Raw genomic sequence first — 22,757 nt, 5'->3', positions numbered from 1 at the left:
CCCCGGCCGCATGGCTGATTTCCGCTCCACGCTGGGCGCGATCCGGCGAAGCTGATAACAATTACAGCGCTCACATCGCCTTCAGGATCGGAAATAAAAATGGATAACCGCAGCACTATCTGGCGTGGCGTCGACACCATCAAGCCGCGCTTTGTCGCCTTGAGCGACCGGGTCTGGGCGATGCCCGAAGTCTGCTACACCGAAGCGCGTTCGTCCGCCGAGCATCTCGCCGAACTGCGCCATCAGGGTTTCCGCATCACCGAGAACGTCGCGGGCATTCCGACCGCCCTGATGGGCGAATGGGGCGAAGGCGGCCCCGTGATCGCCTTCCTCGGCGAATATGACGCGCTGCCCGGCCTCAGCCAGGAGGCCGGCGTCGCGGAGCCGCGGCCGATCGAGGCCGGTGGCCACGGCCATGGCTGCGGCCACAACCTGCTCGGCTCGGCTGCGCTGCTGGCCGCCACCGCGGTGAAGGACTGGCTCGCCGAGCACAAGGTGCCCGGGCGCGTGCGCTATTACGGCTGTCCCGCGGAAGAAGGCGGCGCCGCCAAAACCTTCATGGTGCGATCAGGCGCCTTCGACGATGCCGACATCGCGATCACCTGGCACCCCAACAGTTTCTGGGAGGTGGCGGTGACGCCATCGCTCGCCAATACCCGCGCCGATTTCATCTTCACCGGCCGCACCTCGCATGCTGCGGCCTCGCCGCATCTCGGCCGCAGCGCGCTCGATGCCGTCGAGCTGATGAATGTCGGCGTCAACTACATGCGCGAGCACATGCCGAGCGACGCGCGTGTTCATTACGCGCTGCTCGATACCGGCGGCATCGCCCCCAATGTGGTGCAGGCCCATGCGCGCGTGCGCTATTCGATCCGCGCCCGCGACCTGCCCGGCATGACCGAACTGGTCGAGCGCGTCCACAAGATCGCGCAGGGCGCGGCGCTGATGACCGAAACCAGGGTGGAGATGAAGATCATTTCCGCCGTGTCCAACCTGTTGCCGAACACCCCGCTCGAGGCGGCGCTGCACAACATCATGGAGGAACTCGGCCCGCCGCATTTCGACGACGCCGACAAGGACTTTGCGCAACAGATCCGCGCGACGCTGACCGAGAAGGACATCGCCAGCGTCTATTATGCGATCGGCATGGAGCCGACCGACCGGCCGCTGGCCGATTTCATCGTGCCGATGGACGCCAGGCGTAACCCCTTGATCGGCTCGACCGATGTCGGCGACGTGAGCTGGGTGGTGCCGACCGTTCAGGTCCACGCCCCGACGGTCGCAATCGGCACCCCGTTCCACACCTGGCAGGTGGTGGCGCAGGGCAAGAGCCCGCACGCCCACAAGGCCATGGTGCAGGCCGCCAAGGCGATGGCGGGATTGGGCGTCCGTGCGCTGACGGAACCGGACTTGATCGCCGCTGCCCAGGCCGACCTGAAGAAACGCACCGCCCGCACCCCCTATGTCAACCCGCTGCCGGACAGCGTTGCGCCACCGCTGGACATGTCGCTGACCTGACCGGCTCCGGGCTATCCGGCGAACAAATTTTTTGCAGTGCAGGGCGCGATTTCGCGCGGTTTTGACGCGCCCCGGCCGCCGGATTGCCAAAGCGATGTGCGCCGCAGCGTGTTTCTGCCCAAGCAAAAATCACAGCCGCCTGCCATTCTGCTGATTGTCGACAGCCAGCCGTTGACCTCCGGCGCATTTAATGTGCCTCTTACCGGCGAACATTTGGGCCGCCGCCTCCGGCGCGCCTCAAACAGCAAGAACCGGACGGGGACAACGATGCTGGATACCGAACTGCGAACCATGATCGACGAGGTGAAGGACGGGCGCATGGACCGCCGCGGCTTCATCCAGCGTATGCTTGCTTTCGGTCTCACCGCGCCCATGGCCACGCAGATTCTGGCGATCGGCGGCGTCGCCATGGCCGAGGGCCCCTCCGTCTACAAGCCGACCAAGCGCGGCGGCGGCGGCGCGCTCAAGCTGCTGTGGTGGCAGGGCCCCACCCTGCTCAATCCGCATTTCGCCACCGGCACCAAGGACCAGGACGGCTCGCGCCTGTTCTATGAGCCGCTCGCCTGCTGGGATCCCGACGGCAACATGAAGCTGGTTCTGGCCGCCGAAATTCCCTCGCTGCAGAACGGCGGCCTGTCCGCCGACGGCATGTCGGTGATCTGGAAACTCAAGCCCGGCGTGAAATGGCACGACGGCAAGCCCTTCACCGCCGACGACGTCGTGTTCAACTGGGAATACGCCCGCGATCCCACCACCGCCACCGTGACCATCGGCATCCACCGCGACATCACCGTCGAGAAGGTCGACGACCTCACCGTCCGCATCAAGTTCAAGAAGCCGACGCCGTTCTGGGCCGACGCTTTCGTCGGTGCCCCCGGCAGCATCATCCCGAAACATCTGTTCGGCGACTACAAGGGAGCCAAGTCGCGCGAGGCGCCGAACAATTTGTCGCCGGTCGGCACCGGTCCCTACAAATTCGTCGAGTTCAAGCCGGGCGATGTGATCCGCGGCGAACTCAATCCCGACTATCACATGCCGAACCGCCCACATTTCGATACCATCGAGATGAAGGGCGGCGGCGATGCCGTCTCGGCGGCGCGCGCCGTCATCCAGACCGGCGAGTATGATTTCGGCTGGAACATCCAGGTCGAAGACGACGTCCTGCTGCGCCTGGAAAAGGGCGGCAAAGGCAAGACCGTCTATGCGGTCGGCGGCGACACCGAATTCATCGCGCTGAACTTCACCGATCCGAACACCGAGGTCGACGGCGAGCGCTCCTCGATGAAGACCAAGCATCCGCTGCTCTCCGATCCGGCGGTGCGCAAGGCGCTCTCGATGCTGGTCGATCGCGAAGCCGTCAAGAAAGTCATCTACGGCCGCGCCGGACGCGTCACGCCCAATTTCCTCAACGGCCCGGAGAAATTCGTCTCCAAGAACACGAGCTGGGAATTCAGCATCGAGAAGGCGGCCAAGCTGCTGGATGACGCCGGCTGGAAGCCAGGTGCGGACGGCATCCGCGAGAAAGACGGCAAGAAGCTGAAGCTTCTGTACCAGACCGCGATCAACGGCCCGCGCCAGAAGACCCAGGCCATCGTCAAGCAGGCCTGCCAGAAGGCCGGCATCGACGTCGAGCTGAAATCGGTGGTCGCCTCGGTGTTCTTCTCCTCCGACGTCGCCAACCCCGACACCTACGCCAAATTCTACGCCGACCTCGAGATGTTCCAGATCCCGATGAGTCAGCCCGATCCGGCTCAGCACATGCGCCGCTATCATTCGCGCAACGTCGCCACCAAGGAGAACAAGTGGCAGGGCGTGAATTTCCCGCGCTGGGTCAACAAGGACTATGACGCGGCGATCGACGGCGCCGAGGCCGAGACCGATCTGGTCAAGCGCGCCGCGCTCTACATCAAGGCCAACGACATCATGATGCAGGACATTGTCTTCATCCCGGTGATGCACCGTCTGAAGGTGGAAGCCTGCGCCAACACGCTGCGTCCGGTGGTCAGCGGCTGGGCCAACGAAACCGACAATCTGTTCGACTGGTACCGGGAGGCGACAGGCTAATCATCGAAGGGATTGTTCCCTCATGAGTCAGTATGTCCTGCGTCGCCTCCTGATCGCCGTGCCAAGCCTGCTCGGCATCTCGCTGGTTCTGTACATCGTCCTGGCGCTCGCGCCAGGCGATCCCTTCAGTGAACTGGCGACCAACCCCAACGTGCCGCCCGAAGTCGCCGCCGCGCTTCGGGCCAAGTTCGGCCTCGACGATCCGATCTACCTCCGCTACCTGCACTGGCTCGCCGCCATGGTGCAGGGCGACTGGGGCTTTTCCTTCGTCAGCCGGATGAACGTGGACACGCTCATCCTGCAACGCCTGCCCACCACGCTCTACGTGATCGGCTCGGCGCAAATACTGGCGCTGCTGATCGCTATACCCGTCGGCGTGTTCGCCGCGACCAGGCCCTATTCGATCTTCGATCAGATCGCCAACACGTTCGCCTTCATCGGCTTCTCGCTGCCGACCTTCTTCACGGGGCTGCTGTTCATCCTCGTCTTCTCGATCACGCTGGACTGGCTGCCCTTTGTCTATTCGAGTGACATCAAGGCAACCGGAATACGCTGGCTGTTCGAGCAGGTCAGGCAGGCCATCATGCCCGTGATGGTGCTCGGCCTGTTCCAGGCAGCTTCGATGACGCGCTTCGTGCGCTCGGCGATGCTGGATGTGATCCGCCTCGACTACGTCACCACTGCCCGCGCCAAGGGGCTCGGGCAACCCCGGGTGATCGTCAAGCACGCGATGCGCAACGCGATGATCCCGGTCGTCACCCTGGTCGCGCTGCAGATGCCGGCGGTGTTCGGCGGCGCCATCGTCACCGAGCAGATCTTTCGCATTCCCGGCATCGGCTCGCTGCTGATCTCTTCCATCCTTTCCAACGACACGCCGGTCGTGATGGCGGTGACCTTCGTGTTCGCCTGTCTCGTCGTGCTGTTCAACCTGATCGCGGATATCCTTTATGGCTGGCTTGACCCTCGCATCTCCTTCCGCTGAGCGGCGCCCGGCCTGGTCGCCCTGGCGCGAGACCTGGCGGCGCTATCGCCGCCACAAGCTCGCCGTGGTCAGCGCCTTCCTGCTGCTTGTCCTGATCGCGGCGGTGGTGTTCGGCCCCTTCGTCTGGCGCGTGAGCATCAACGAGATCGATTTCAGCGCGCGCCTCGAGGGCCCCTCGCTCGCCCACCCCTTCGGCACCGACGATCTCGGACAGGATATCCTCGCCCGCATGATCTATGGCGGCCGTATCTCGCTGGCCGTCGGGCTCGCGGCGATGGCCGTCGCCGTCCTCGTCGGCACACTGATCGGTGCGCTCGCCGGCATGTCGCGCGGGGCGCTCGGACACGCGCTGATGTGGCTCACCGATCTCTTCCTGTCGCTGCCGCAACTGCCGCTGCTGCTCCTGCTCATCTACCTGTTCCGCGACGGGCTCAAGGCGGTGTTCGGTCCCGAGGGCGGCATCTTCATCCTGATCGTGCTCGTCATCGGCGGCCTGCGCTGGATGCCGGTCGCGCGCCTGGTGCGCGCGCAATTCCTCTCACTGCGCGAGAAGGAATTCGTCGAAGCCGCACGCGCGCTCGGCGCCAGCCCGTTGCGGCAGGTGGTGCGGCACATCCTGCCCAACGCCGTCGGCCCCGTGATCATCGCCGGCACCATCGACGTCGCCGCCGCGATCATCGCCGAATCGACGCTGTCGTTTCTCGGCCTCGGCTTTCCGCCGGATACCCCGACCTGGGGCCGGCTGTTGTTCGACGCCAAGGACTTTCTCGACATCGGTCCGCATTGGGCATTGTTCCCGGGTGGCGCCATCTTCGTCGCCGTCGTCGCCATCAATTTCATCGGCGACGGCATGCGCGACGCACTCGATGCGAGGCGGGTGATCTGATGGCGCCGCTGCTCGAAATCAAGGGCCTGAAAACCCATTTCTCCACCGACGACGGCATGCTGCAGGCGGTGGACGGCGTCGACATCGCGATCAACAAGGGCGAGACGCTCTGCGTGGTCGGTGAATCCGGCTGTGGCAAGACCGTCACCGCGATGTCGATCCTGAAGCTGATCGCGATGCCGCCCGGCCGCATCGTCCAAGGTCAGATCCTGTTCGAAGGCCGCGACCTCGTGCCGCTCACGAGCCACGAGCTGGACGATATCCGCGCCAAGGATATCGGCTTCATCTTCCAGGAGCCGATGACCTCGCTCAATCCGGTGCTGACCGTCGGCGAACAGGTTGCCGAGAGCCTTCGCCGGCACGAGGGCCTGTCGAAGAAGGACGCGCTCGCCCGCACCGTGGAAATGTTCAAGCTGGTGCAGATTCCCAATGCCGCCGGCCGCGTGCATGATTATCCGCACCAGTTCTCCGGCGGCATGCGCCAGCGCGTCATGATCGCGATGGCGCTGGCCTGCAAGCCCAAGCTCGTCATCGCCGACGAGCCCACCACCGCGCTCGACGTCACCATCCAGGCGCAGATCCTCGATTTGCTGCAGGACATGAAGGACCGCTTCGGCATGGCTGTCATGCTGATCACCCACGCCATGGGCGTGGTAGCCGAAACCGCGCAGCGCGTCGTCGTCATGTATGCCGGCAAGGTGGTGGAAGAGGCCGATGTCGACAGCCTATTCGAAAACCCGCGCCATCCCTATACGCAAGGGCTGATCCGCTCGATCCCCCGCATCGACCTCGACAGCAAACACAAGACCCGGCTGGAGGCGATCGGCGGCTCGGTGCCGATCCTGATCAATCCGGCGCCTGGCTGCCGCTTCGCGCCGCGCTGCCGCTTCGCCTTCGATCGCTGCGCGGCGGAGGAGCCGCTGCTGCGCGAGGTCGCGCCCGGGCATCGCATGGCCTGCCACCTCGGCGAGAAGCAGGGAGCTGCGGCATGAGCGAGCCCCTGCTCCGCGTTACCGGGTTGAAGAAGCATTTTTCCGTCAAGGGCGGTTTGCTGTCGCGCGAGGTCGGCCGCGTTCATGCGGTCGACGGCGTATCCTTTGCGGTCAACCGCGGCGAGACGCTCGGCCTGGTCGGCGAGTCCGGTTGCGGCAAGTCCACCACCGCGCGCTGCGTGCTGCGCCTGGTCGAACCCAGCGAAGGCGAGGTCGTCTTCGACGGGCACGACGTGCGCGGCCTTTCCGGCGGCGATTTGCGCGCCATGCGGCGCAACATGCAGATCGTGTTTCAGGATCCCTTTGCCTCGCTCAATCCGCGCATGACCGTCGGCGCGATCCTCGGCGAAGCTTTCACCATCCACGAGCTCGCCTCCTCCGCCAGCGAACGCGACGACCGCGTGGCGAGCCTGCTCGTGAAGGTCGGGCTGAAGGCCGAGCACATGCGCCGCTATCCGCACGAATTTTCCGGCGGCCAGCGCCAGCGCATCGTGATTGCGCGCGCGCTCGCGGTGGAGCCGAAATTCATCGTCTGTGACGAGCCGGTCTCCGCGCTCGACGTCTCCATTCAGGCGCAGGTCATCAACCTCTTGGAAGATCTGCAGGCCGAGCTCAACCTTACCTACCTGTTCGTCGCCCACGATCTCTCGGTGGTGGAGCATATCTCCGACCGCGTCGCGGTGATGTATCTCGGCCGCATCGTCGAGCTGGCTGACGCCAGCGAGCTCTACCGCCATCCCCGGCACCCCTATACGCAGGCGCTGCTCTCGGCGGTGCCGGTGCCGGACCCGAAGGTGAAGCGCAAGCGGATCCGCCTGCAGGGCGACGTGCCGAGCCCGATGAACCCGCCGCGTGGCTGCCACTTCCACACCCGCTGCCCGATCGCCGAACCGCGCTGCCGCGAGAGCGCACCTGAATTGAAGCAAGGAAGCGACGGACATTTCGTTGCATGTCATCTGGCCTGAGAGCGTATCCTCACCAAGCCCCTCAGGATGAGGGCTTTTACTTCTGCTTTCGCCGGCATAGCGGACATGGCCGGACTTGTTACTGGCTCCACCCAGTCGCGAAGGTTAGTATCGTCCGGTCCAGGCGGCATTAAACTGGGCGCGACACCACCGTCAAACCATTCGATAGCGCATTGCTGTCGATCGCTGCGATCGTGCGAGCGACAAGTTGCGGCAGGCCGGGAAAGGCCGCGAAATTCGGAAACACCTTGCGCACGAGGAATCCGTGCAAACTCAGATCCTTCTTGATCCGCAGTACCTCGTAATCCGCGGCCGAAAAGCAGGTGCGCGCCGCTCGTTCGTTGAAGTAATTCCAGTGGTCGACGAAGTAGGAGAGCGGCCGGTTGTTGCCGCGAAGCCGCGCCCAGGTGAGTTCAGCCTTGCGTCGCCAACTTCCTTCATTGGGGAAACGGAAGATCAGGACGCCGCCATCGGCGAGCACGGGCTTGAGCGAGCGTAAGGTGCCGACTGGATCGAGCATATGCTCGAAAACCTGGTCCGAAACGATGCAATCGAAGCGGGCGGTGCCGACAATATCACCGATCTTGCGCCAGTCGCCGGACACAATAGTGACGCCATTCTCGCGCGCCACCTCCGCGCGGGCGGGATCGCCTTCGAAGCCGACCACGTCGAAACCGCGCTTCATCAACATCGGCAGCAGCTGCGAGGCCCCGCATCCGAGATCGAGGACGCGTCGTCCTGGCGCCCAGCGCTCGATCAATGGAATGAGCGAATAGGGATAGTCGTTCTCATCGAAAATTCGCTTCCAGGCGAAATGCGCGCGCTGTTGGGCGACCCTTTCAGGCGAGGCGAAGGCGGCCGCCGTCTCGTCCTCGACCTTTTCGATCCGTTCCGGCCGGTCGGCAACGAAGCGCCCGGTGCAGGAGCTGCACTCGTACACCAGGTAATGCCGACGGCTCGTATCATCGAGCGCGCGTAGATTCGTATCGTGGATGTCGGCTGAGGAGCAAAACGGGCAATGGGATACGATCTGAGGGTGTGGGGCGTGAGAATTCACTGCGAAGTCTCCTTCACAACTCGTTTCCGTCGCCCCATAACTGGAACTCATTCTGCGCAAAAAAATCGGCTTTCGTTAGGCGCCTTTTGGGCCGATGTCTGATCATGGCTCGGGGCTGCGGCGCCAAGCGCACAATATTTGTAGATGGTCCTCATTCCGCGCTCTTTGGAGCCTCGCCAACGTACGCATTAGCGTGGCCCGCAGGCATAACGATGATCGGCCTATCGGGTGCGTTTTGATTGAGGGCCCGCTCGCGGATACAGCTCGCCGAGCGCCAGGCGGCTTTTGTGTGGCGTTGACTTCGTCCGGCTCTGCCGTGACCGAGGAGTTTGGTTCTCCAACTAGTTCAGCGTTAGCCTCGAGTCTATCGTCGAAAAGTGCAACGTCTCGATCGCGCTCGTAACAAGCCTAGGGTCTGACGAGATTTGCCGGCTGTCTTGGTAGATTGGCAAACTGCCCTGCAGCAGGCCCTTTGGCTTCGACCCTTGTCTTATGAGCGTCACTTGAGAGATATTCCGCCGTCTCACGCAACAAGTCGGTGGTCTGAAACGTGACTTCCGCCTGCCGGGACGGGATCCGGATCCCGGCTTCCTGGAAGGCTTCCAGGATGGCGATCCTTAGATCAGCGGCCACGTTGCCGCCCGCGCGCAGATCGACAAAGGCGTAGAGTTTGAACGAGAGGCCGTCTAACCCAAAATCCTCAAAATCGAAGGATGGTGCAGGCAGTGTCAGGACACTGGGATGGTCCTGCGCGACCTTGAGCAGAATCGATTTGACCGCCCGCGGATCGGAGCCATTCGCAACCCTAACCGGGATCGCGATGCGACGCTTGTTGTCGCGCAACGTCCAGTTCTTCACCTTCTCGGTGATGAAGTACGAGTTCGGAATCACAACACTCGCTCGCTCAAACGTCTCGACCTCGGTCGAACGAACGCTGATCTTGCGAACATAACCTTCCTCGCCTCCGACGACGACCAGGTCACCGATCTTGATGGGGCGCTCGGCTAGAAGGATCAGCCCTGACACGAAATTGTTGACGATGCTTTGCAGACCGAAACCGATACCGACGGAGAATGCGCCGGCCAGGATCGCGAGACTGGACAGGTCGAAGCCCGCGTAAGAGAAGGCCGCAAGCGTTGCGATGACGACGCCGCCGTATCCCACGCCAACGCGAATCGAATCGCGGAGGCCGCCCGAAATACCCGCCGCCTTGAGGACCCGCTCATCGAGCCAGCCCTGGAAAAGTCGCGCGGCGCCATAGGCGAGCCCGAACACGATCACCGACGCGAGAAGCACCGCAATGGATATTTGGGTGTTGCCAACCCGGAAACCGAAGAAGAGCTGCGTGTACCAGTCGTAGACTTCCGGCCAGCTGTAACCCCACTGGAGCAAAATGAGGGGCACGGACAGAATGATCACAACAGCCTTGAGGAACAGGCCGATCGGCAGAGCCAACTGCTCGTGCCGCCCGTGGTGCTCACCAAGGCTTTCCTTGAACCAGCGGCCTGTCGCTGCGCGGTCGTCGCCCAAGCCCTGCATCAGTCCATCGACCCACAGCAGCAGCAGGTAGGCAAACGCCATAATGGAGACGGTCACGACCAATTGTTGCGCGAGAAACCGAGCAAGCGCCAAGTACCCGGCAAACGCCGATATGACGATCGCGACGACTGCAATCCAGACAGGGACCCGCAGCACGGCGAGCAGCCGCGGTGAGAGGGTCCGGTCCTGGTGCTGCCCCTCCAGCGGCGTAAGAAGGATGGCAACGATGATTCCGGCCACAAGCAGGCTCGACGGAAGTGCGACCGCGACCGTCAGCGCAAAGGGAGCCTGCACGACGCGGGTGACCATGTAGAGCAACGTGGATAAGCCGTACACGATTGCGAGCGTCAGAAGGAGCCCGCAGATCCGACGTGCTGTGCGATCAGAGACGGGGATCAACCGCCAATGCGGCATCCTCGGTGCGAACGCACTGATGACAAGCACGCCGACCGCGAGAACGGTGATGATTGATTGCGCAGTCGAGTACAGCAGCCAATCGACGTTTTTAGGCAATTGATGCGTGTCGGCGACGAGCCCGTAGAGGAATGCGATCGGCACCACGGCCGGCAATATCCACAGCAAGGCGATGGCGCCGGCGACAGCAGCCCGCCGCCAGAAGGGCTGCTCAATCTCCTCGGACGGCCGGCGGCGCAACCGCCAGGTTCCGAACGCCGCGGCAACAGCGAACCCGAGCAGGAGCAGTCCGGCTTCAAAAACGACGAGCAACACGTCGTCCTGATCGCCGAGGCTGCCCCACCAGCCGGCCATGATGTCGCGAACGCGGGACGTGGCCAATGGGACATAGTCCGGCACTGTCGACCAGGTCGCAGACGAGTAGATGCCAGGGACCGGCTGCAACAGGCGCGTCGCGAAATTCTTTCGACGGATGTCCTGGATGGTATCGATGAGCTTGTCGATGCGCAGGTTGGCGGTTTCGATCTCTTTCTGACCTCCGGTCAACACTCCGAGGTAGTAGGTCCGGTCAGCCCGAATTCGTGCTACGTCGTCCGGCTCGGGTGGTTGACCGGCGGCCGCTGCCGGCCCGAGCAGGCCCAATTGGTCCTTGGCGGCCGCGAGCGCAGGTTCAAGTTGCGTGCGGAAGCTCCCAATCTCGCCGCGAACGCGCTGGAGCTTCTCACGGAAGTCGTTCAGTTCCGAATAGCGCAAGCGCTCCTTTTGCAGGTCGCTCTCCAGGCGCGAAAGCTCCTGTTGCCAACCCGTGATCCTCTTCTCGATGTCAACGCCGACACTCTTGTTGGCACGTCCAACGATCTCGGCCGTGTTGATCGGAGCGGCAGGCGGTTTTGCTGGCTGCGCGGTAGCTTGCGCACCCGAAGGAGAACCGGCCTGCGGAGCCACATCCGGATTGGGCGATGTCGGCGCCTGTGCGGTCTGAGCCTGAGCGCCGGCTACAATCAGCAGGGAAAAGAGGCTCAACGCCCACGCTACGAACCACAGTCGGCGGAACATCGGCTGCTCTCCCATATCCGATGGTAACTCCTCAATCCTGACGGAAACTCCCCTCGTCTCCGAAAACTTGATGGCCAGACAATGACTCAAATGTGCGATTTCGTAGTCAGCCACGGTGGTGCGTGAATATCGATTGAATCCGGCGGGCCACGAATCTGAGTCTGCGCGGCAGGCTGTCGTTTCTCGACAACAACGTCGACCACGCGACCGGGACCATCACCGCGTGTCGCTGCAGCTTAGCTGGGTCTGTCGGGTTCCTCCGGGCAAATGCGGACGGCTGATCGGAACTAGCGTACTCCTCTTCCCGAGACCCCCGGAAAGGCAATGTCGCCTGTTGGTCCATCGCGCCATATCGCTGCGTTGCGGAATTTGGTGGCCATCGGCGCATAGCGGACTCTGGCAAGCCGTCCAGTCAGAAGACTAATGGGGTTCACAGCTTAATAATCTAACCGCCGGGTCATCTGCCGTTTCGTAACGGCGGCAGCGTGAATGCAATTCCTGGAAATAAACGCGGCCCCGCCCCGGCAGCGGTGCAATCGCTTGTTGCCGGGGCGGGGCCGAAATCAGATCGTGGGCGTTAGCGCTGAACGCCGTTTTTGCGGATCAGGTCCGATAGTTGCGACAGAAGCTCCCGAAGCCTGGCATTTTCCTCGATCAGCGCGTTGGCTTCGTCGGCCCGCTCGTCGCGGCGAAGGGCAGGCTCATCCCCGCGAAGGGCATTCTCAAGCAATGAAAGCGCGTCGTCGGTCGGTTCCTCAACCCAAAATGAAGGTTCAGCGCGGCGGTCTCGCTTATTAAGCTGCGGATGGTCTACTCGCATGATTGATACTCCAATTTTAAAAAGCGGAACGTGCCCCCAGTCACCACGTCGCGCGCGGAGAATGAGGTGAGTCGGCCGGCAATTTTGCGACTAAAATTGGAATCGTACGGGAACGACCCCGGCGCTAAAGCGGCGTGATTGCGGCAAATCGTCAATCCGCGCGGAGCAAAAACAGCAGCCTGCGCGTGCGATTTAAAGGAATGTTGCCAATTGATAGAGCCGGTAAAGGACTTCCAGCCCGATGAGAACGAGGGCTGCGATCATCAGATAATAACCAAAATGCATGCGGAAATTGAAACCAATGCCTTTCGCGGCCTGTGCGGATTTTACGCCAAGCCGTAAACCAAACCCGATACGCGTCGGAAGGGACAAGCCTCCGGCGAACTATGCCTCGGCAATCAGAAATGAGAAGGCCTCCGCCGCCGCGGAAGTGACGCCCTGCCCGTGCCTTTGTCGTGAGCCCTCTTCTTGACCGGAGGTCTCTGTTCGACGCCAGCTCACCCGCTCACACACCGTGGAAAATCTTGATTCCCCACAGCACGATGACGATGGCCAATACCAGCGTAGCCGCCGTCAGTACACTTTCTAAGGAAGCGACTCTCATACTAACTCTCCGCTTCCCAGCCCCGCTAACGGTCTAGGCGATTCGTTGATTCGACTGCAATCGCGCCATCACAATGCTCTGAACGTTGCATCGTGGTTGTGTTTTACAGGTCACACATCTGGGTATGGCGGTGCAGCCACGCGCCTTTCGGAAGCGGAAATGCCCGCGTCTCCCGGCGGTTTTCGATTGAAGAAGGTTATTCGGGCCGGCTTGCCGGAACGTAGGAGCCGGCCGGAACCGGCGTGCTTCGTCGCTGCTCGGCGTGCGCCGCCAGGCGATCGTATTCTTCCGCCACCTTGAGCAGACGTCCCTGGTCCTTGGCTGCCGTCGCGGCTAACGCCCTTGTCTGTTCCGCGCGCTTGCGCCAGTGATCCGCGTTGGTCAGGAAATCCGTCATCGATACGCCCCTACGGTGGTCGCTCCCCAGCCCACCGCTGACGTCAGAAAGGACGGCGATACGTCAAAAATTTGGCCTAATCGGATCTGCCGTGTGACTCGAACGGCGCAGGTGACATTTGGTAAGCCTTTTCGCCGTTGCCTTTCCGACGCAAATTTGCCCCGGACTCAATGAAAGCTGGTCGTCGAAAATGGCGACTGCGCCACCTTGTGATCAGGAAATTGTCATGAGTACCGAACCTCTACCGTTTGGCAAACAGTTCCGCGTCGATACCTTCCGCAATGTCGGACGTCGCGACAACGTGGTGCCGCTGCGCGAGCGCAATAACGTGGCCCCGGCACAGGAAGTACCGCTCCGGGGTGAGGCGCTGCTCGCCGCCCTTTCCCCTCTGCTCGACGAAGCCGACGGACTTCGGGGCGATAAGGCGCGGCAACAGGACACCGGCAACGTGCGGCAACTGCTCGAGGAGAACGCTAGGCTGCGGCACCTTGCAGTCAGGCTGTCAAATCTGCTCGGCGACCTCCCCAAACAGAGCACGTGAGATCGACACTACCGTCGATCACGCATAGGTCGCGGTCACGCTCCCGAACGGGCCGAAATCCGCAACAAAGGTATCTCCCGGCTTCGGCCGCAGCATGCCGGTCAGCGCCCCCGTGCTGACGATCTGCCCCGCCTTCATGCCGATGCCGGTGCGCGACAGTTCGTTGGCGAGCCAGGTCAGCGGCACCATCGGATGGTCGAGCAATTCACCCGCCGTGCCCTTCCGCCGCAGCGCGCCGTTGCAGCTCAACACCACTTCCTGTCCGGCGATATCGCGCGTCTTCCAGTCGGGGATTGCCTCGCCGCAGGCGATGATGCCGCTTCCGGCGCCGTCGGCGAGGATCGCCGGCAGCGGCGGAAACGCCGCATCGTGGACAAAGCGGCATTCGGCGAGTTCGATGCCCGGATGCAGCGACACCACCGCCTCGGTGACTTCCTCCACCGTGTAGGTCTTTTGGCGCGGCGGCAGGTCGGCGCCGAGTATGGCCTGATATTCGACTTCGGGAATCGGGCTGCAGACCTTGGCGTGCTCGACGCTAGCCGGCGACGGCATGACCGGCATCAACACCCGGCCGTAGATCGGAGAGTCCGTGCGAAGCTGGCGCTGCAACCCCTCCTTCATCGCGGCGATCTTCCAGCCGACGACGTCCCAGCCGAGTTCTTCCGCGACCATGCCGGCGATGCGATAGGCCGTCGCCTTGTTCGGCGGCACCAGGCGTTGATCGAGGCCGCTCTGCTGGCGGCCTTCACGGCGCAGCGTGGCGAGCAGGCGTGCGAGTTCGCGTTGAAGAGCAATGTCCATGATCTATCCCTGCACCAGCGCCGCCGCCTGGCTCATCGAAACAGGCGCATCGCCGAGCAGCAGATCGATCGCTTCGTTCTCCCAACGCTGCGCCTGCAGATTGGCTTGGGAATGTTCGGCCAGACGATGCTCGAGCACGAAACGGGAGAGCAGCAGGCGGCGCGCATCGCCGCCGGCATTGCCGATGCGCGTGCCTTCGGATGCCAGCAGCGCGGCCGTCGTGGCGTGGTAGAGCTTTCCGGCGGCGATCCGGCAAAAGCGCTCGTTCTCCGGATCGGCCGCAACCTCTTCCGCAAAGCGCATGGCATCCGTCAGCACCCCGGAAAGGCGCGTGCGGAACTGGCCCGGCATGCCGGCCGTGTCTTCCAACTGGCGGCCGAGATCGTCGCGCAGCGCTTCGTGGCCACGTGCCTTGCCGACCGCGCGCTGCACCGCATCCAGCGCGTTGATGTTGCTGGTGCCTTCCCAGAGCAGCCCGAGATGCGCATCGCGAATGAGCCGCGCGTTCGGCCAGTCCTCGATGTAGCCGTTGCCGCCGCGCGCCTCCATCGCACCGGTGGCGACCGTGACATTGTCCCGGCACGCCCGGTATTTTGCGATCGGCGTCAAGAGCCGCAGCACCTTGTCCGATGACGTCGCCGAGTAGAGCAGCGCCGACAGCGCCTGCTCGGTCGGCACCATCAGCTTGAGCAACTGCCGTCGCATCAGCGGATGATCGATCACGGCGCGCCCGAACGCGTTGCGATGCCGCGCGGCGACCATCGCCTCGTTGAGGCAGCGCCGCATCATGCCGGCGGCGCGCGCCAAATGCGACACGCGGCTCGAATTCACCATGACCAGCATGTGCTTGAGGCCCTGGTCGAGCTCGCCGAGCTGATAGGCGACCGCGCCCTCGAACACGATCTCGCCGCTCGCCATGGTGCGGCTGCCGAGCTTGTCCTTCAGGCGCATGATCCGGTAGGAGTTCCGCCGGCCATCGGGCAGCACCTTCGGCATCAGGAACAGGCCGAGGCCGCGCCCGCCGGCCACGGCGCCTTCGGGGCGCGCCAACAGCACCGCGAGTTCAGCATCGACATTGGAGCAGAACCACTTCTCGCCCCACAGCTTCCAGTCCTTGCCCTCCCTGACCGCGAGGAGTTCGCCGGCGCCGACATCGGAGCCGCCGGTCTTCTCCGTCATGAACTGCGCGCATTTGAACAGCGTGGCGGGATCCTGGCTCCACATCCGGTCGAGATAGCGCTCGCGCAGCTCATCGTTTCCGAAACGGCGCACCAGCTCGGAAGAGCTGTCGGTGAGATTGACCGGGCACAGCAGGCCGAACTCGGCCTGCGCAAACAGATAATGAAAGACGTATTTGGCGAGCGGCGGCATCGGCGACGACCAGCCCATGACGCCGGCGCGGTTGCACATCGCGTGCATGCCGAACTTGCCGAACGCGATGCTTTCCATCTCGCGATAGGCCGGATGATATTCGATCCACTCCTCGTCGCGGCCGTAGCCGTCGCGAGGATGCAGCACCGGCTGATGGCGCTCGGCCTGATCGGACAAATCATGCAGCCGGCCGCCGGCGAGCTCGCCGAGTTCCGCAAGGTGCGGCGAAAGGTGCGCCAGCAGCGGCGCGTCCATGTAATGCGGCAACAGGTCCCGCAGGCTCTGGTCGAGCGAGTAAAAATTCAGCCCGCGGCAGGTCGGTGCCAACGCGCCGGAGCGCCGGGCCACCGCCTCGCGGCTGGTCAGATCGACATGAATGGTCATGGACACCTCCCTCGGCTTCGCCTGCCCGGGCTGACGCAGCGCCCGGGGTGCATGCCGGGGTATGGCCTGCCATGTATCAGCGCAAACGACTTCTTGGGTCGGCGCCTTGAGCCAGAGTCAACGCTCCCCGTTTCTCGTCATGCCCGGGCTTGTCCCGGGCATCCACGTCTTGGTCTCCGCGTGGAAGACGTGGATGGCCGGGACAAGCCCGGCCATGACGAGGAGGAAACTTCAGCGCTCTATCTCGCGTATACGGCTCCCCGCCCCCGTTTGCCGGCCGGTCCTTTTCAACTAAACTCGCGCGATGGCATCACGACGACTTCCTCCCTTGCATGCCGTGCGGGCGTTCGAGGCCGCCGCGCGGCACCTGTCGATCACCCGGGCGGCCGAGGAGCTGAACGTGACGGTCGGCGCCGTGAGCCGGCACGTCCGCGCGCTCGAGGCGCGCATGGGAACCGCCCTCTTCCTGCGCGGCTCGCGCGGGCTGGCCCTGACCTCGGCAGGGAAAACCTTCGCCGATTCCGCCCGCGAGGCGTTGGACCGGATCGCCGACGCCGCCGACGGGCTGCGCTTGCGGCGTTTCCGGCGGCTAACCGTCGGGGTCTACGGCTTCTTCGTCTCGCGCTTCCTGCTGCCGATCTGGCCGACGCTGAATGCGGCCTATCCCGAGCTGGAAGTCGATTTGCACACGAGCTCCAATCCGCTCGACCTGCTCGCCAGCCGTTACGACGCGGTGATCGCCGTTTCCGACGGGCAGCCGCGCGCCGGGCTCGTCACCCATTCCCTGATGCCGATCGCGACCGTACCGGTCTGCGCGCCGGAGTTTTTGAACAAGGGCGCGGTGGATTTCGCCGCCGTTCCCCTTCTGCATGCGCGGCCGCGTCCGGATGATTGGCGCCGCTGGCTCGATTACGCGCAATTCGCCGACGTGCCCGTGCAGGGCGGCAGCAGTTTTGAAAGCCTCGGCCTGACCATCGAGGCTGCGGCCGCCGGCATGGGCGTCGCCATCGCGATCGACGGCCTGCTCGCGCCCGATCTCGCCCGCGGCAACCTGGTCAGGGCCCATCCGATCATCCGCCCGACGCGCCGGCAGTTCGTCCTCGAATACGAGCAGCGCATGGCCGACGATCCCGCCGTCACCGCTTTCGTCGCCTGGCTGAACGGTGCCCGCGGGCAACCGTCAGGTCGTACTTCAGCGAGCAAGAACGATCGCGGCGCCCCTGCGTCTGGTGCTGTCAGGCGGCGGTTGCTCGCGTGACCGACGCCTTCACAGGCATGGATCGACAAAGACAAGCTGAACGCCGCCCATGCAAGCGCAAACGGAAACGATTTCGCCACCGATAGGACTTGCCGCGTCGGCCTCGATGTTCGGCGCTTTCTCCGTGCTGCTGTGGCTGACAATCATGGCCGTGATCCCCTGGCTCCGCGACGCGTTCGGTATTTCACCGATCATCGGCTGGTACGTCAGCGGCACGGCGCTCGTGCTTGTCCCGATGCTGATCTACGGATGCTGAAGGCCTGGCGCGAACTGCCAAAGCGTGGCCTCGGCTCGCTGAGGGAGCGCCTACGGTTGCGCAGGATGAATCGTGGCGACGTCATCTGGGCGAGTGGCGGCCTTGTCGCCATTGTGATCGCCACCGCTGCGATCCTGGCCCTGGCGCGCTACATCGACCCAGGTTTCCGCCCCTCACCCTGGTTCCTGCAACATCCCCCGGGTTGGCACGCCTCGGTATTTGCGGCATGGCTTCCCTTGTTCGTCAGCAACATTCTGGGTGAGGAACTGTGCTGGCGCGGTTACCTTCTGCCGCGGCAGGAGGCGGGATTGGGCCGCCTGGCATGGCTGCCAAACGGAGTTTTGTGGTGCCTGTTTCACTGGAGTTTCGGCGGGGCGATCATGGTGACGTTGCTGCCGATCACCCTGCTGTTGCCCTGGATCGTGCAGCGGCGGCGAAACACATCGGTAGGCATCGTCATTCACGGCGTGTTCAACGCGGCTGGCTTTATTGCCGCGACAAGCGGCGTTGGCACTTAGAGCATGATCCGGAAAAGTGTGTAGCGGTTTTCCGAAAAGATCATGCTCAAACAAAAACATAAAGCGGGATGACGATTCGAAGAAAAGTCATCACGCTTTAGAAAGTGGCCGCCGCTGCGAAAGCCGCCGGGAACCTCATGAGACCGCCGCGGCGGAGACGGCGGCCGTGTGCGTTGAGTTTTACTCAAGCCGCGTTCGAAAAAGCTCGTTTGCCAACCTGACACGGCTCTGACACAGACGCCTCCACGATCCAAAGCGCGCATTGTCGAAAAACCGCGCATGGACCTCCGAGGAGCGGGCATGACGACGCAGAGCGAGTGGCAGTATCCGTACGGCACGAAGCAGCGCTACCACCTGCAGCACGTCCATCTCTTCGCGTCCGACATCGACGCGACGATCGAGTTCTACAGGAAATGGTTCGATGCCGAAGTGATCTGGGACGGCGGCGTTGTCGGCGCGCGCAACGTCTTCATCAAGATCGGCATCGGCGCCATGCACCTCTACGACCAGCCGCCGCGCGGCGACGGCAAGAACGCGGTCCATCATCTGGGCATGCAGGTCGTCGGCGTTCACGAGGTGTATGACCGGATGAAGACCGCAGGCCTGCATATTCCGAATCCGATCCGGCCAACCGGCGGCGGAGGCGGCTATTTCATGCTCGGCGCGCCGGACGGCGTCGTGATCGAAATCTTCGAGCCCGGCGCGCTGCGCGAAACGGTCGTGCGGGATTATTACGGCTTTGGCGGATAGGCCGCCGCTTTAAACGCAGCACCTGCCGGCGGGGAGGCAAGTCTCGCTATCCCCTTGTGCTCGACGAGCTCCAATGCGGCTTCCATCTGCCGAACCCGCCGCAACAGCAGCTCGCGGGCCATGCCGGGCTGTGCCTGATTGGCCGCCTCCCTGAAGCACTGAACCTCTTCCGCCAGTCGATCCTCGAAAGTCTTCTCGCGTTTGACGCGCCGTGTCTGCATGCCGGTGCTCCTCGTTCGCGAGGGTCATTAAAATCGACGCTGGATCATCCGTCTGTTCGGAATCAGACTCATCGGCCAGGTTGCTGCATCAGCGAGTCCCGCATCCGGATCGTCTATGGACTGGAACGGAACAGCCCCGCCGAACGCTCCGTACAACTCGGCCCCGTAGTTCCCTCGTCTTGCCAGGACGTGATTCGTCTGGCGTCCTGACGTCAAAGCCGTTGAGGAGGGAACCATGCTCAAGACTGTTCTGGTGATGGCAGCCATCACCATCATCGCGGGCATCGCGACGATCGCAGTTTCGGAACTCCTCACCCGTCGGCACCCGCAAGTTGGCCCGCCGCCGCGGCGCCGGGCGTTCTAGACCCGCGCCGGAGATCTCGTCACTTCGCGCCGGCCTTTTCCAGGATCGCAACCATGTCGCGATAGCCGCGGCTTCGCGCCAGCGTGAGCGGCGTCGATCCGCTTCTGTCCGGAATGTTGACGTTGGCGCCGGCCTCGACCAGCGCACGCAAGGTCTCGGTGTGGTTCCTGCCGCCGTCGCCGAGCACGATCGACTCGATCAGCGCAGTCCATTGCAGATTGTTGACGTGATCGAGCGGCGCTTTGGCGGCAATCAATGTCCGCACGATCTCGGCGTGGCCAAGATGCGCGGCCGCAATCAGCGCCGTGCCATCATAACGGCTGGTAACGGCCTTCGGGTTGCCGCCGCCCTCGAGCGCGATCCTGAGCATCGGCACGTCGTCGGCAACCGCTGCGATGGTGATGATGTCATAGCGGTCGATCTCCAGCCTGTTCGGATCGGCGCCGAGCCGGATCAGGGCGCGCGCGGCATCGTGCTTCTTCTGATAGACCGCGACATGCAGCGCTGTGCGATGACGCGCGTCGATCGCTTCCTTGTCTTCGGCAGCCGCGATACGCTTTTCGATATCGGCGACGTCGCCCCGTGCGGCGGCCGCATGCAAGCCCCCATACCCGCGCACCTCCGCCTCGGTCGGCGCGACCTGCGCTGATGCAGGCAGGACGGTCAGGAGCGCGACAACAAGCGCGGCGAGGAAACGCATGGAGAATGACTCCGGCCACTGGCCATCGGAAAATACTCGCGGATACTGCAGAAAATAGCGCGCGTAGAAGTGCAGGCTCGCGGAAGGTTCGCGGACGTTATTTTACGGAACTATGAAAGCCGGAGGTCTGCACATCAAGTAGCCGTTGGGTTGATCACCCACCGGACGGCCGCTCGCTTTAAGCGGCTCTATTATGTATTTCCGCTTTTTCCTTTGGTGTCATGCCCCTGTGGCATAGCCATTGCATCCTTGTCAGTGACTGGGATTTCAGGGCCCGGTCTGAGACAAGGCGCCGCCGGGACAATCCATTTCGAGCCCGGCGGCGCTTCTTTTTGAGACGGCCTCGGCAACTACCGCTGCCGCGACTTATCTGAAGGTTGTTCGTTGCCCTTCTCGCCACGGGCGATGCCCTGTTGAGCTGCGGTCTGCGACTCCGGCCTGGGCATTCCTGCCTGTCCGCCGTGCTTGCCGCCCATGTCTTGTCGGCCTTCCAGCTCGTTATCTTTCGGCATTCGAACCCTCCTGGTTCAGCTGCCCGTTGATTCTCACAAACCGTGCCCAGGCCCAAGCATACGGGCAGTCGGGATCGATCACGAGTGAGATGCACCCAAGAGTCCAAGTTCTTTCCGCACCGCTGCGGCTGAGTTGCCGACCTTGTCGACGGCCTTCTGCAATTCCTCCTTCGAAACGCCGAACGCCTTGGTCCAGTATTTGACCTCGTAACCTTCCTGCATGTTGATCTTGGAGCGGTCCGGCTGATCACGTTTGGTCAGATTATCCATGATGCTTCCTCCAGCCAGATCAACGCCGTCCAAAACTTCCTGTTCCTCCAGAGCGCGATATGGACAGCCTCTGCTCCGCTCTGAACCGCTGATAGGAGGCGATCGCTTTGTTGGAGAGAAGAAGCGGCCGCCTTTCGCCCTGACGGACCATCGTCTCGATGGTATCGAGCAGATGGCCCGCGGCCGTGTCAGGATTGCCGAGCTCACCCGTTGCGTCGAGATAGTCCCAGGCGATCTGGAAGGACTCCGCGATTGAATATTGCAGCGTCTGGCTCATGAACAACGAACGTTGTCAGGTGCGGCCCGTTCCCTTGAACAATCCTCTGAAGGAGCTGGCGCGCAACAAGCCTTCCGAGGTGATATCCTTGTACTCCACGTCTGCGTAGAACGTCGGCTCGACCCATGTGGCCTTCGGCGCCTTGGATTTCAACGTTGCACGCTGGGGCTCAATGAACCCCGGCATCTGGATATTCTTGGGCAACAACGCAACTCAAAAAAATGCCTGCGGTAAAACAGACATCTTCGCGCGGCTCTCAGGAATCTCGAACAATCAGGGGACGTGATCCTGCCTGCCACCACCAATGCTGCAGGGCTTATTGAGGAAGTATGCGGTTGCCGCTATTTCCCTGTCACCAAGAGCCTCAGCTTCGGCGTGTCGAAGCTGAGACTCCTGGAGGCCAGCCCTTCACCTACAAAGGGCCGCGCCGAAATCACAGCACCGGACAGCCGTCTCCCGCTACAACAAAAGTTAGGCGCAAGGGGCTGCAATAAAAGCAGATCCGGCCACGCGCTGGGCGCGATCGAGAACCGAGGCGTGCAGATACACCAGCAGTCGTCACAAATTGAATATGACGGCAGCAAGCAGCATCACCACGAGCAGGCCACACGCAACAACAACAGCGGTAAAGATTTCATCAGTCACGCGCCTCTATTAGACGGCGCGCGAATTTTTGAGCACGGCCAATTCCGCTCATATGCCATCTTTTCCCGACATACCTTCACGTACTCGATGTGAGCATCGCACGCCATTCACTCATTTGAACGCAATTGCTTCTACGCGATGAAGCCCGGAAGACCGTTAGGAACTTGCACGCCCCCTGGCGCATTGGGTGGACAAAATCGGAGACGACCGATGAAGTTGTTGACCGAGTACGTGGAGCATGCGCTCACCTTCGAGCGATTGGCCGCCGAAGAAACCAATCCGGCGCTCCGAAAGTGTTTCGAGATGCAGGCGGTCGCTTATCGGAAGCTCGTCTCCGAACGCGCGGCCAGGTATGACCTGCCGCCACCAAGCCCGCCTCCTGTCCGCGCTCGCCCGCAAGCCTCTACGCAACCCCGCGCTCGAGTCGCCCTGTCAAAACAATCTGCTGATTTTCCCGGTAACGAAGCCTGTGGCATGGCCGGGATGTCAGCAGGATCTGCGGCGCCATGACTCGGACAGGGTCGCTCAGCGTCATGGCGCAAAAGGATTATGTGCAGAAACGGATCTACACAACCGAAGGTAGGCGGCCGCGCGA

Annotated in this window: 27 protein-coding genes; 15 read left to right on the top strand and 12 right to left on the bottom strand. The window is 62.9% G+C overall.

Going from position 1 to position 22,757, the window contains the following annotated elements; genetic code table 11:
- Positions 1 to 99: 99 nt before the first annotated feature.
- The 6 genes from LMTR21_RS08605 (at position 100) to LMTR21_RS08580 (ending at position 7,407) form a co-directional block, all read left to right on the top strand.
- The gene (locus LMTR21_RS08605) at positions 100 to 1,518 is read left to right on the top strand and encodes a M20 family metallopeptidase (RefSeq protein WP_065751555.1); all 1,419 of its coding nucleotides are present in this window, start codon (positions 100 to 102) and stop codon (positions 1,516 to 1,518) included.
- Between the two features lie 267 nt (positions 1,519 to 1,785).
- Positions 1,786 to 3,582, top strand: a complete 1,797-nt coding sequence (locus LMTR21_RS08600; RefSeq protein WP_065751578.1) for a peptide ABC transporter substrate-binding protein — start codon at positions 1,786 to 1,788, stop codon at positions 3,580 to 3,582.
- Positions 3,583 to 3,604: 22 nt separating this feature from the next.
- Positions 3,605 to 4,564 (top strand): ABC transporter permease, encoded by a 960-nt coding sequence (locus tag LMTR21_RS08595; RefSeq protein WP_065751554.1) that lies wholly within the window; start codon positions 3,605 to 3,607, stop codon positions 4,562 to 4,564.
- A complete protein-coding gene (locus tag LMTR21_RS08590; RefSeq protein ID WP_065751553.1) occupies positions 4,530 to 5,450 on the top strand; it encodes an ABC transporter permease in 921 nt (306 codons plus the stop codon). Before LMTR21_RS08595 ends, LMTR21_RS08590 begins: the two co-directional genes overlap by 35 nt.
- A complete protein-coding gene (locus LMTR21_RS08585; protein ID WP_065751552.1) occupies positions 5,450 to 6,442 on the top strand; it encodes an ABC transporter ATP-binding protein in 993 nt (330 codons plus the stop codon). Before LMTR21_RS08590 ends, LMTR21_RS08585 begins: the two co-directional genes overlap by 1 nt.
- Positions 6,439 to 7,407, top strand: coding sequence for an ABC transporter ATP-binding protein (locus LMTR21_RS08580; protein ID WP_065751551.1), 969 nt, complete (start codon positions 6,439 to 6,441; stop codon positions 7,405 to 7,407). Before LMTR21_RS08585 ends, LMTR21_RS08580 begins: the two co-directional genes overlap by 4 nt.
- A 130-nt stretch (positions 7,408 to 7,537) precedes the next feature.
- Here the strand turns inward: LMTR21_RS08580 and LMTR21_RS08575 are convergent, their stop codons facing one another.
- The 3 genes from LMTR21_RS08575 to LMTR21_RS08565 form a co-directional block, all read right to left on the bottom strand.
- Positions 7,538 to 8,347 carry a class I SAM-dependent methyltransferase gene (locus tag LMTR21_RS08575; protein ID WP_065751550.1) on the bottom strand — a complete coding sequence of 270 codons (810 nt, stop codon included), beginning with the start codon at positions 8,345 to 8,347 and terminating at the stop codon, positions 7,538 to 7,540.
- Between the two features lie 525 nt (positions 8,348 to 8,872).
- Positions 8,873 to 11,473: a mechanosensitive ion channel domain-containing protein gene (locus tag LMTR21_RS08570; RefSeq protein WP_187399326.1), complete on the bottom strand. Its 2,601-nt coding sequence runs from the start codon at positions 11,471 to 11,473 to the stop codon at positions 8,873 to 8,875.
- 577 nt (positions 11,474 to 12,050) lie between these two features.
- Positions 12,051 to 12,293: a hypothetical protein gene (locus LMTR21_RS08565; protein WP_065751548.1), complete on the bottom strand. Its 243-nt coding sequence runs from the start codon at positions 12,291 to 12,293 to the stop codon at positions 12,051 to 12,053.
- A 138-nt stretch (positions 12,294 to 12,431) separates the two neighbouring features.
- Here LMTR21_RS08565 and LMTR21_RS08560 point away from each other — a divergent pair, with 138 nt between their 5' ends.
- The gene (locus LMTR21_RS08560) at positions 12,432 to 12,635 is read left to right on the top strand and encodes a hypothetical protein (RefSeq protein WP_141688170.1); all 204 of its coding nucleotides are present in this window, start codon (positions 12,432 to 12,434) and stop codon (positions 12,633 to 12,635) included.
- A gap of 458 nt (positions 12,636 to 13,093) precedes the next feature.
- Here LMTR21_RS08560 and LMTR21_RS08555 read toward each other — a convergent pair whose 3' ends face one another.
- Positions 13,094 to 13,294 (bottom strand): hypothetical protein, encoded by a 201-nt coding sequence (locus tag LMTR21_RS08555; protein WP_065751547.1) that lies wholly within the window; start codon positions 13,292 to 13,294, stop codon positions 13,094 to 13,096.
- 226 nt (positions 13,295 to 13,520) lie between these two features.
- Here LMTR21_RS08555 and LMTR21_RS08550 point away from each other — a divergent pair, with 226 nt between their 5' ends.
- Complete coding sequence (locus LMTR21_RS08550) at positions 13,521 to 13,835, top strand: hypothetical protein (RefSeq protein ID WP_065751546.1); 315 nt, start codon at positions 13,521 to 13,523, stop codon at positions 13,833 to 13,835.
- A gap of 18 nt (positions 13,836 to 13,853) precedes the next feature.
- On the opposite strand, the gene LMTR21_RS08545 is transcribed toward LMTR21_RS08550, so the two are convergent.
- Both LMTR21_RS08545 and LMTR21_RS08540 read right to left on the bottom strand, forming a co-directional pair.
- On the bottom strand, positions 13,854 to 14,636 hold the full coding sequence (locus LMTR21_RS08545; RefSeq protein ID WP_065751545.1) for a 2-keto-4-pentenoate hydratase: 783 nt from the start codon (positions 14,634 to 14,636) through the stop codon (positions 13,854 to 13,856).
- 3 nt (positions 14,637 to 14,639) lie between these two features.
- Complete coding sequence (locus LMTR21_RS08540) at positions 14,640 to 16,391, bottom strand: acyl-CoA dehydrogenase family protein (protein ID WP_065751544.1); 1,752 nt, start codon at positions 16,389 to 16,391, stop codon at positions 14,640 to 14,642.
- A gap of 337 nt (positions 16,392 to 16,728) precedes the next feature.
- Here LMTR21_RS08540 and LMTR21_RS08535 point away from each other — a divergent pair, with 337 nt between their 5' ends.
- From LMTR21_RS08535 to LMTR21_RS08520, 4 genes are all read left to right on the top strand, one after another.
- Complete coding sequence (locus LMTR21_RS08535) at positions 16,729 to 17,649, top strand: LysR substrate-binding domain-containing protein (RefSeq protein WP_246175689.1); 921 nt, start codon at positions 16,729 to 16,731, stop codon at positions 17,647 to 17,649.
- 49 nt (positions 17,650 to 17,698) lie between these two features.
- The gene (locus LMTR21_RS08530) at positions 17,699 to 17,905 is read left to right on the top strand and encodes a hypothetical protein (protein WP_141688169.1); all 207 of its coding nucleotides are present in this window, start codon (positions 17,699 to 17,701) and stop codon (positions 17,903 to 17,905) included.
- The gene (locus LMTR21_RS08525; RefSeq protein ID WP_065751542.1) at positions 17,899 to 18,423 is read left to right on the top strand and encodes a CPBP family intramembrane glutamic endopeptidase; all 525 of its coding nucleotides are present in this window, start codon (positions 17,899 to 17,901) and stop codon (positions 18,421 to 18,423) included. Before LMTR21_RS08530 ends, LMTR21_RS08525 begins: the two co-directional genes overlap by 7 nt.
- Positions 18,424 to 18,723: 300 nt before the next feature.
- A complete protein-coding gene (locus LMTR21_RS08520) occupies positions 18,724 to 19,173 on the top strand; it encodes a VOC family protein (RefSeq protein ID WP_065751541.1) in 450 nt (149 codons plus the stop codon).
- Here LMTR21_RS08520 and LMTR21_RS08515 read toward each other — a convergent pair.
- Entirely contained in the window at positions 19,155 to 19,394 is a 240-nt protein-coding gene (locus LMTR21_RS08515; RefSeq protein ID WP_065751540.1) for a hypothetical protein, read from the bottom strand. The two genes, LMTR21_RS08520 and LMTR21_RS08515, sit on opposite strands and share 19 nt — an antisense overlap.
- 235 nt (positions 19,395 to 19,629) lie before the next feature.
- Between LMTR21_RS08515 and LMTR21_RS41440 the strand changes: the two genes are divergently transcribed.
- The gene (locus tag LMTR21_RS41440) at positions 19,630 to 19,758 is read left to right on the top strand and encodes a hypothetical protein (RefSeq protein WP_283813545.1); all 129 of its coding nucleotides are present in this window, start codon (positions 19,630 to 19,632) and stop codon (positions 19,756 to 19,758) included.
- A gap of 19 nt (positions 19,759 to 19,777) precedes the next feature.
- Here the strand turns inward: LMTR21_RS41440 and LMTR21_RS08510 are convergent, their stop codons facing one another.
- From LMTR21_RS08510 to LMTR21_RS08495, 5 genes are all read right to left on the bottom strand, one after another.
- Entirely contained in the window at positions 19,778 to 20,458 is a 681-nt protein-coding gene (locus tag LMTR21_RS08510; RefSeq protein WP_065751539.1) for an ankyrin repeat domain-containing protein, read from the bottom strand.
- Between the two features lie 350 nt (positions 20,459 to 20,808).
- Positions 20,809 to 20,970, bottom strand: a complete 162-nt coding sequence (locus tag LMTR21_RS39965) for a hypothetical protein (protein WP_187399325.1) — start codon at positions 20,968 to 20,970, stop codon at positions 20,809 to 20,811.
- A gap of 78 nt (positions 20,971 to 21,048) precedes the next feature.
- Positions 21,049 to 21,240, bottom strand: a complete 192-nt coding sequence (locus LMTR21_RS08505; RefSeq protein WP_065751538.1) for a DUF3606 domain-containing protein — start codon at positions 21,238 to 21,240, stop codon at positions 21,049 to 21,051.
- A gap of 19 nt (positions 21,241 to 21,259) precedes the next feature.
- Positions 21,260 to 21,517, bottom strand: a complete 258-nt coding sequence (locus tag LMTR21_RS08500; protein WP_065751537.1) for a hypothetical protein — start codon at positions 21,515 to 21,517, stop codon at positions 21,260 to 21,262.
- 15 nt (positions 21,518 to 21,532) lie between these two features.
- Positions 21,533 to 21,703 carry an ATP dependent DNA ligase gene (locus LMTR21_RS08495; protein ID WP_246175403.1) on the bottom strand — a complete coding sequence of 57 codons (171 nt, stop codon included), beginning with the start codon at positions 21,701 to 21,703 and terminating at the stop codon, positions 21,533 to 21,535.
- Between the two features lie 96 nt (positions 21,704 to 21,799).
- On the opposite strand from LMTR21_RS08495, the gene LMTR21_RS08490 reads away from it, so the two are divergent.
- Positions 21,800 to 22,255, top strand: coding sequence for a hypothetical protein (locus LMTR21_RS08490; protein ID WP_065751535.1), 456 nt, complete (start codon positions 21,800 to 21,802; stop codon positions 22,253 to 22,255).
- Between the two features lie 117 nt (positions 22,256 to 22,372).
- Entirely contained in the window at positions 22,373 to 22,672 is a 300-nt protein-coding gene (locus LMTR21_RS08485; protein ID WP_084030476.1) for a hypothetical protein, read from the top strand.
- The last annotated feature ends 85 nt before the right edge of the window (positions 22,673 to 22,757 follow it).

The organism is Bradyrhizobium paxllaeri (genome assembly GCF_001693515.2).
GTDB lineage: Bacteria > Pseudomonadota > Alphaproteobacteria > Rhizobiales > Xanthobacteraceae > Bradyrhizobium > Bradyrhizobium paxllaeri.
The sequence above is the reverse complement of the archived record's forward strand: the minus strand, read 5'-3'. Positions and strand labels throughout refer to the sequence as shown.

Excerpts from the sequence above, each read along its gene's own strand:
- LMTR21_RS08605 (WP_065751555.1), top strand. The coding sequence starts at position 100 with ATGGATAACCGCAGCACTATCTGGCGTGGCGTCGACACCATCAAGCCG.
- LMTR21_RS08600 (WP_065751578.1), top strand. The coding sequence starts at position 1,786 with ATGCTGGATACCGAACTGCGAACCATGATCGACGAGGTGAAGGACGGG.
- LMTR21_RS08595 (WP_065751554.1), top strand. The coding sequence starts at position 3,605 with ATGAGTCAGTATGTCCTGCGTCGCCTCCTGATCGCCGTGCCAAGCCTG.
- LMTR21_RS08590 (WP_065751553.1), top strand. The coding sequence starts at position 4,530 with ATGGCTGGCTTGACCCTCGCATCTCCTTCCGCTGAGCGGCGCCCGGCC.
- LMTR21_RS08585 (WP_065751552.1), top strand. The coding sequence starts at position 5,450 with ATGGCGCCGCTGCTCGAAATCAAGGGCCTGAAAACCCATTTCTCCACC.
- LMTR21_RS08580 (WP_065751551.1), top strand. The coding sequence starts at position 6,439 with ATGAGCGAGCCCCTGCTCCGCGTTACCGGGTTGAAGAAGCATTTTTCC.
- LMTR21_RS08570 (WP_187399326.1), bottom strand. The coding sequence starts at position 11,473 with ATGTTCCGCCGACTGTGGTTCGTAGCGTGGGCGTTGAGCCTCTTTTCC.
- LMTR21_RS08565 (WP_065751548.1), bottom strand. The coding sequence starts at position 12,293 with ATGCGAGTAGACCATCCGCAGCTTAATAAGCGAGACCGCCGCGCTGAA.
- LMTR21_RS08555 (WP_065751547.1), bottom strand. The coding sequence starts at position 13,294 with ATGACGGATTTCCTGACCAACGCGGATCACTGGCGCAAGCGCGCGGAA.
- LMTR21_RS08550 (WP_065751546.1), top strand. The coding sequence starts at position 13,521 with ATGAGTACCGAACCTCTACCGTTTGGCAAACAGTTCCGCGTCGATACC.
- LMTR21_RS08545 (WP_065751545.1), bottom strand. The coding sequence starts at position 14,636 with ATGGACATTGCTCTTCAACGCGAACTCGCACGCCTGCTCGCCACGCTG.
- LMTR21_RS08540 (WP_065751544.1), bottom strand. The coding sequence starts at position 16,391 with ATGACCATTCATGTCGATCTGACCAGCCGCGAGGCGGTGGCCCGGCGC.
- LMTR21_RS08530 (WP_141688169.1), top strand. The coding sequence starts at position 17,699 with ATGCAAGCGCAAACGGAAACGATTTCGCCACCGATAGGACTTGCCGCG.
- LMTR21_RS08525 (WP_065751542.1), top strand. The coding sequence starts at position 17,899 with ATGCTGAAGGCCTGGCGCGAACTGCCAAAGCGTGGCCTCGGCTCGCTG.
- LMTR21_RS08520 (WP_065751541.1), top strand. The coding sequence starts at position 18,724 with ATGACGACGCAGAGCGAGTGGCAGTATCCGTACGGCACGAAGCAGCGC.
- LMTR21_RS08515 (WP_065751540.1), bottom strand. The coding sequence starts at position 19,394 with ATGCAGACACGGCGCGTCAAACGCGAGAAGACTTTCGAGGATCGACTG.
- LMTR21_RS41440 (WP_283813545.1), top strand. The coding sequence starts at position 19,630 with ATGCTCAAGACTGTTCTGGTGATGGCAGCCATCACCATCATCGCGGGC.
- LMTR21_RS08510 (WP_065751539.1), bottom strand. The coding sequence starts at position 20,458 with ATGCGTTTCCTCGCCGCGCTTGTTGTCGCGCTCCTGACCGTCCTGCCT.
- LMTR21_RS39965 (WP_187399325.1), bottom strand. The coding sequence starts at position 20,970 with ATGCCGAAAGATAACGAGCTGGAAGGCCGACAAGACATGGGCGGCAAG.
- LMTR21_RS08505 (WP_065751538.1), bottom strand. The coding sequence starts at position 21,240 with ATGGATAATCTGACCAAACGTGATCAGCCGGACCGCTCCAAGATCAAC.
- LMTR21_RS08500 (WP_065751537.1), bottom strand. The coding sequence starts at position 21,517 with ATGAGCCAGACGCTGCAATATTCAATCGCGGAGTCCTTCCAGATCGCC.
- LMTR21_RS08495 (WP_246175403.1), bottom strand. The coding sequence starts at position 21,703 with ATGCCGGGGTTCATTGAGCCCCAGCGTGCAACGTTGAAATCCAAGGCG.
- LMTR21_RS08485 (WP_084030476.1), top strand. The coding sequence starts at position 22,373 with ATGAAGTTGTTGACCGAGTACGTGGAGCATGCGCTCACCTTCGAGCGA.